This window comes from Bacteroides caecigallinarum (assembly GCF_021530995.1).
GTDB classification, from domain to species: Bacteria; Bacteroidota; Bacteroidia; order Bacteroidales; family Bacteroidaceae; genus Phocaeicola; species Phocaeicola faecigallinarum.
Genome location: NZ_JADYTF010000311.1, coordinates 1 through 354, shown reverse-complemented (window position 1 = coordinate 354; position 354 = coordinate 1). Strand labels below are relative to the sequence as shown.

The 354-nt window shown below is 50.0% G+C and carries 1 protein-coding gene; it reads left to right on the top strand.

Annotation, left to right across the window (positions count from 1 at the left end; all coding sequences use genetic code 11):
- The coding region (locus I6E24_RS16790) for an Arm DNA-binding domain-containing protein (RefSeq protein WP_235329849.1) at window positions 1–354 on the top strand (354 nt) is incomplete at both ends.

Sequence of the window (354 nt, the reverse complement as noted above, 5' to 3'; positions counted from 1 at the left end):
GTACAGTACCGGTTATGGGACGTATCACAGTGGACGGAACACAGACGCAATTCAGCAGCAAACTTTCGGTCGATCCCAAATTGTGGGACACGAAAGGCGGACGTGTCACGGGAAGAAGTTCAGCCGCACTTGAAACAAACCGCCTGCTTGACAAGATGCGTGTGAGCATCAACAGGCATTATCAGGAAATCATGGAGCGTGACAATTTTGTGACGGCTGAAAAAGTGAAGAATGCCTTTCTCGGACTGGAACACCGCTGCCATACACTGATGCAGGTGTTCCGCCAGCACAACGAGGATTATGCAAAACAGGTGGAAGCCGGCATGAAAGCCAAAGCCACGCTTTCAAAATATC